Source organism: Burkholderia anthina, assembly GCF_902498995.1.
Taxonomy (GTDB): domain Bacteria; phylum Pseudomonadota; class Gammaproteobacteria; order Burkholderiales; family Burkholderiaceae; genus Burkholderia; species Burkholderia anthina.
Genome location: NZ_CABVLY010000034.1, coordinates 65,494 through 71,493, shown reverse-complemented (window position 1 = coordinate 71,493; position 6,000 = coordinate 65,494). Strand labels below are relative to the sequence as shown.

Annotated in this window: 5 protein-coding genes; 4 read left to right on the top strand and 1 reads right to left on the bottom strand. The window is 66.2% G+C overall.

The genetic code is table 11. The features are described 5' to 3' along the window. The 4 genes from BME24068_RS31155 to metH form a co-directional block, all read left to right on the top strand. A partial coding sequence (locus BME24068_RS31155) for a DUF3108 domain-containing protein (RefSeq protein WP_174928354.1) occupies positions 1-887 on the top strand: 887 nt, incomplete at its 5' end. Between the two features lie 243 nt (positions 888-1,130). Further along, positions 1,131-1,388 (top strand): BTH_I0359 family protein, encoded by a 258-nt coding sequence (locus BME24068_RS31150; RefSeq protein WP_006477667.1) that lies wholly within the window; start codon positions 1,131-1,133, stop codon positions 1,386-1,388. A gap of 279 nt (positions 1,389-1,667) precedes the next feature. Further along, complete coding sequence (locus BME24068_RS31145; protein WP_096508234.1) at positions 1,668-2,735, top strand: homocysteine S-methyltransferase family protein; 1,068 nt, start codon at positions 1,668-1,670, stop codon at positions 2,733-2,735. A 46-nt stretch (positions 2,736-2,781) separates the two neighbouring features. After that, positions 2,782-5,499 carry a methionine synthase gene (metH, locus tag BME24068_RS31140; protein ID WP_162826257.1) on the top strand — a complete coding sequence of 906 codons (2,718 nt, stop codon included), beginning with the start codon at positions 2,782-2,784 and terminating at the stop codon, positions 5,497-5,499. 104 nt (positions 5,500-5,603) lie between these two features. Here metH and BME24068_RS31135 read toward each other — a convergent pair whose 3' ends face one another. Beyond that, positions 5,604-5,927 carry a DUF1840 domain-containing protein gene (locus tag BME24068_RS31135; protein WP_096508235.1) on the bottom strand — a complete coding sequence of 108 codons (324 nt, stop codon included), beginning with the start codon at positions 5,925-5,927 and terminating at the stop codon, positions 5,604-5,606. Positions 5,928-6,000 lie beyond the last annotated feature (73 nt).

Sequence of the window (6,000 nt, the reverse complement as noted above, 5' to 3'; positions counted from 1 at the left end):
CGCAGGCGGCGTCGGCCGGTGCGGCGAGCGGCGCCGCGACGCCGGGGCCCGCCACGCGCGGCGTCAAGTTCTCCGCGCCGCCATCGGGCGACCTGCAGTACGACACGTTCTACAACGGGATGCAGAACATGATCGGCACGATCCACTGGCGCACCGATGGACGAACCTACGACCTGTCGGTATCGATGCCGGTGCCGTTCGTCGGCCCGTTCACGTATCGCAGCGAAGGCCGGATCGACGCATTCGGCGTCGCGCCCGACCGTTACGTCGAAAAGCGCGGCCGGCGCCCCGAGGACATCGCGATCTTCAACCGGGAAATCCATCAGGTTGTCTTCACGCGCACGCCGAACAACGCGCCGCTGCCCGACGGCGTGCAGGATCGCTTCAGCATGCTGATGCAGCTGTCGGGGCTCTTGCGCGGCAATCCGTCCGCGTACAAGCCGGGCGTCACGCAGCAGTTCTTCGTGATCGACAACAACAGCGGCGAAACCTGGCCGATCACCGTGATCGGCGACGAGGACGTGCAGACCCAGGCCGGTATCGTCAGGGCCCGACACTTCATGCGCCTGCCGCGCCGCGACGGCGACACGCGCCGCATCGACATGTGGCTCGCGCCGTCGCTCGGCTGGCTGCCCGCGCGGCTCGTGCAGACGGAGCCGAACGGCGCGCAAATCGAGCTGCTGTGGCACGGCACGCTGGCACCGCCGGGTGTACCCTCTGGAGGTGGAGTCGACAGCGACGCAACGAGCGGGTCCGCGAGTGCGCCGGCACCGGCCACGCCGGCCGCACAACCGGCGCAACCCGGGGCACAACCCGCGCCGCCGGCCGCCGGGCAACCGCCCGCGCCACCGGCTGCAACGCCTGCGTCGTCGCCGGCCGGGCCGTGAATGCGACAAATCGGCAATTTCGACCGATTAAAGCGCTGACGAAAATGGCCGATGACACTCTTTAACAACTATTTCAGTACACCGGACGACAATAAGAAACGTTTGATAGACATCGGCTTCTAACCGATACACCCCACGCAAACGGGAGACCGGGGTGTGCAGCGCAAGCCCCTTGAAACCGGCAAGGCCTGCCCCATCTACGGGACAACAAGGCCAGATGCCACTGCGAAGAGGAGTGCCGCCATGCAAATGATCTACAACAGCCCCAACTACTGCGTCGTCGAATTTGCGCCGCAGGCCGGTCACCATCTGATGAATGCCGGCGGATACGAAATCGTCGACAAGAACGCGCAGCGCGAGATCTTCATCGACGGCGAACTTGCCGAGCGATTCCGCGCACACGTGAAACAGCTGATCGAAGACGAACCGTCGCTCGACGAAGTGGACGAATTCCTCGGACAGTTCGACAGCCTGATGATGATGCCGGTCGTCCTGCACTGAACCCTGAGCGGCCCGGCACGGCGCCGGGCCATTCGCCGCGCCGCTGGCGCGGTGCCGCGAGCACTCCGATCCAAGCCCCCGCCCGGTTCGCCGGCGGGGGTTTTCGTTTGGTGCGGCCGGCACGCGGCAAAGCCGCGGCCTCGTGGCAAGGACAACGCCCGTGCGTGCGCGCCACGCCGCCGCAGCCGCGCAACCCGCGCGCCACGCCGCGCGAGGCCGGGCGGCGCCCCGGCGCACCGGCTACAATGACGGTTTTCCCGTCTTCGCCGGTTTCCCGCCATGTCTGCGACCCCTCTCGCCGCTTCCGCCCCGCTCGACGCGCCCTACACGCGCGGCGCCGAACTGCCTGCGCTGCTGAAATCGCGCATCCTGATCCTCGACGGCGCGATGGGCACGATGATCCAGCGCTACAAGCTCGACGAGGCCGCGTATCGCGGCGAGCGCTTCAAGGACTTCCCGCGCGACATCAAGGGCAACAACGAGCTGCTGTCGCTCACGCAGCCGCAGATCATCCGCGAGATCCACGACCAGTACTTCGCGGCCGGCGCCGACATCGTCGAAACCAACACGTTCGGCGCGACGACGGTGGCACAGGCCGACTACGAGATGGAAGACCTCGTCGTCGAGATGAACATCGAATCGGCGAAGCTCGCGCGCGAATCGGCCGCGAAATACACGACGCCGGACAAGCCGCGCTTCGTCGCGGGCGCGATCGGGCCGACGCCGAAGACGGCGAGCATCTCGCCGGACGTCAACGACCCGGGCGCGCGCAACGTCACGTTCGACGAGTTGCGCACGTCGTACTACCAGCAGGCGAAGGCGCTGCTCGACGGCGGCGTCGACCTGTTCCTGGTCGAGACGATCTTCGACACGCTGAACGCGAAGGCCGCGCTGTTCGCGCTCGACGAACTGTTCGAAGACACCGGCGAACGCCTGCCGATCATGATCTCGGGCACCGTCACCGACGCCTCGGGCCGCATCCTGTCGGGCCAGACGGTCGAGGCGTTCTGGAATTCGCTGCGCCACGCGAAGCCGCTCACGTTCGGCCTGAACTGCGCACTCGGCGCGGCGCTGATGCGCCCGTACATCGCCGAGCTCGCGAAGCTGTGCGACACCTACGTGTCGTGCTACCCGAACGCGGGCCTGCCGAACCCGATGGCCGAAACCGGCTTCGACGAAACGCCGGACATCACGTCGGGCCTGCTGAAGGAATTCGCGCAAGCCGGGCTCGTGAACCTCGCGGGCGGCTGCTGCGGCACGACGCCCGAGCACATCGCCGAGATCGCGAAGGCGCTCGCCGACGTGAAACCGCGCCGCTGGCCGAGCCAGTACAGCGACGCCGCCTGACCGACCGCCTCAACGCCCGCCCTACCTCATACGAATTCGCACCGCCATGACCGATCACATGATGCGCCTTGCCGGCCTCGAGCCGTTCAACGTCACATCCGGGACGCTTTTCATCAACGTCGGCGAACGCACCAACGTCACCGGCTCGAAGGCGTTCGCGCGGATGATCCTCAACGGCCAGTTCGACGAGGCGCTCGCCGTCGCGCGCCAGCAGGTCGAGAACGGCGCGCAGGTGATCGACATCAACATGGACGAGGCGATGCTCGATTCGAAGGCGGCGATGGTGCGCTTCCTAAATCTGATCGCGTCGGAGCCGGACATCGCGCGCGTGCCGATCATGATCGACTCGTCGAAGTGGGACGTGATCGAGGCCGGCCTCAAATGCGTGCAGGGCAAGGCGATCGTGAACTCGATCTCGCTGAAGGAAGGCGAGGAAGCGTTCCGCCACCACGCGAACCTGATCCGCCGCTACGGTGCGGCGGCGGTCGTGATGGCGTTCGACGAAACGGGCCAGGCCGATACCTACGAACGCAAGACCGAGATCTGCAAGCGCTCGTACGACTTCCTCGTGAACGAAGTCGGCTTCCCGCCGGAAGACATCATCTTCGACCCGAACATCTTCGCGGTCGCGACCGGCATCGAGGAGCACAACAACTACGCGGTCGACTTCATCGAGGCGACCCGCTGGATCAAGCAGCACCTGCCGTACGCGAAGGTGAGCGGCGGCGTGTCGAACGTGTCGTTCTCGTTCCGCGGCAACGACCCGGTGCGCGAGGCGATCCACACCGTGTTCCTGTACCACGCGATCCAGGCGGGGATGGACATGGGCATCGTCAACGCGGGCCAGCTCGGCGTGTACGCCGATCTCGACGCGGAACTGCGCGAGCGCGTCGAGGACGTGATCCTGAACCGCCGCGACGATTCCACCGACCGGCTCCTCGAAATCGCCGACAAGTTCAAGGCGGGCGGCGCGAAGAAGGAAGAGAACCTCGAGTGGCGCAACCAGCCGGTCGAGAAGCGGCTCTCGCACGCGCTCGTGCACGGCATCACGACCTTCATCGTCGAGGATACCGAAGAGGTGCGCGCGAAGATCGCCGCGGCGGGCGGCCGTCCGATCAACGTGATCGAAGGCCCGCTGATGGACGGGATGAACATCGTCGGCGACCTGTTCGGCCAGGGCAAGATGTTCCTGCCGCAGGTCGTGAAGTCGGCGCGCGTGATGAAGCAGGCCGTCGCGCACCTGATCCCGTTCATCGAGGAAGAAAAGCGCCTGCTCGCGGAAGCGGGCGGCGACGTGCGCGCGAAGGGCAAGATCGTCATCGCGACCGTGAAGGGCGACGTGCACGACATCGGCAAGAACATCGTGTCGGTCGTGCTCCAGTGCAACAACTTCGAAGTGGTCAACATGGGCGTGATGGTCCCGTGCAACGAGATCCTCGCGAAGGCGAAGGTCGAAGGCGCGGACATCATCGGGCTGTCGGGCCTCATCACGCCGAGCCTCGAGGAAATGGCGTACGTCGCATCCGAAATGCAGCGCGACGACTACTTCCGCGTGAAGAAGATTCCGCTGCTGATCGGCGGCGCGACGACCTCGCGCGTGCACACGGCCGTGAAGATCGCGCCGCACTACGAGGGCCCGGTCGTCTACGTGCCCGATGCATCGCGCTCGGTATCGGTCGCATCGAACCTGCTGTCGGACGAAGGCGCGACGAAGTATCTCGACGAGCTGAAGTCCGACTACGCGCGCATCCGCGACCAGCACGCGAACCGCAAGCAGCAGCCGATGGTCACGCTCGCCGACGCGCGCGCGAACAAGACCAAGGTGGACTGGGCCGGCTACACGCCGGTCAAGCCGAAGTTCATCGGCCGCCGCGTGTTCAAGAACTACGACCTGAACGAGCTCGCGAACTACATCGACTGGGGCCCGTTCTTCCAGACCTGGGATCTCGCCGGCCCGTACCCGGCGATCCTGAACGACGAGATCGTCGGCGAATCGGCGCGGCGCGTGTTCTCCGACGCGAAGTCGATGCTCGCGCGCCTGATCCAGGGCCGCTGGCTGACCGCGAACGGCGTGATCTCGCTGCTGCCGGCCAACACGGTCAACGACGACGACATCGAGATCTATACCGACGAGACGCGCTCGGAAGTGCTGCTCACATGGCGCAACCTGCGCCAGCAGAGCGTGCGGCCGGTGGTCGACGGCGTGATGCGCCCGAACCGCTCGCTCGCCGACTTCATCGCGCCGAAGGCGTCGGGTGTGGCCGACTACATCGGGATGTTCGCGGTGACGGCCGGCCTCGGCGTCGACGTGAAGGAAAAGCAGTTCGAAGCCGATCACGACGACTACAGCGCGATCATGCTGAAAGCGCTCGCGGACCGCTTCGCGGAAGCGTTCGCCGAAGCGCTGCATGCGCGCGTGCGCCGCGAGCTGTGGGGCTACGCGAGCGGCGAGACGCTCGACAACGACGCGCTGATCGCGGAAAAGTACGCGGGCATCCGCCCGGCGCCGGGCTACCCGGCCTGCCCCGACCACCTCGTGAAGCGCGACATGTTCGCCGCACTGCATGCGGAGGAGATCGGGATGAGCGTGACCGATTCGCTGGCGATGCTGCCGGCCGCGAGCGTGTCGGGCTTCTATCTGGCGCACCCGGACAGCCGGTATTTCTCGGTCGGGAAAATCGGGCAGGATCAGCTCGACGACTACGCGCAGCGCATGGCGCTGTCGCTGGACGACGCGCGCCGCGCACTCGCGCCGCAGCTCTGATCGATCCCCGGGCAGCCGCCCGTTTGGTCAGACGAAAAGAAAAAGCCCGCTATCGAGCGGGCTTTTTTCTGCGGTGCGAACCTGCGTCCCGCGGGCAGCGGGGCTCAGAAGCCCCAGTGCACGTCGGCCTGGCCGGCCTTCGCTTCGCGCAGCATCATCAGGAACGGCGCGACCCGTTGCGCCAGGTTCGGCGGCAGTTCGTGGTGCGCGTGGTCGTCGTCGTCCTCGTGGAAATGGCCGGCGTGCTCGGCGCGTTCCTGCTTGGCCTGGGCAACCGCCCCTTCCAGCTTCGCGATCGCACCGTCCAGTTCGTCGTGCGTAATGACGCCGCGTTCGCCCAGCTGCTTGCCGACGAGGCTCAGCACGTACACGGCGAAATCCTTCAGCACATCGAGATCCTGTGCCGCCTTGCTCTTGAACGTAATCATGACAATTCCCTTTTCATCTTGTTGTGCCCGCGCGGCGCGGTTGGGGAACGCCGGCAGGCCGGCGTCCGGCCTT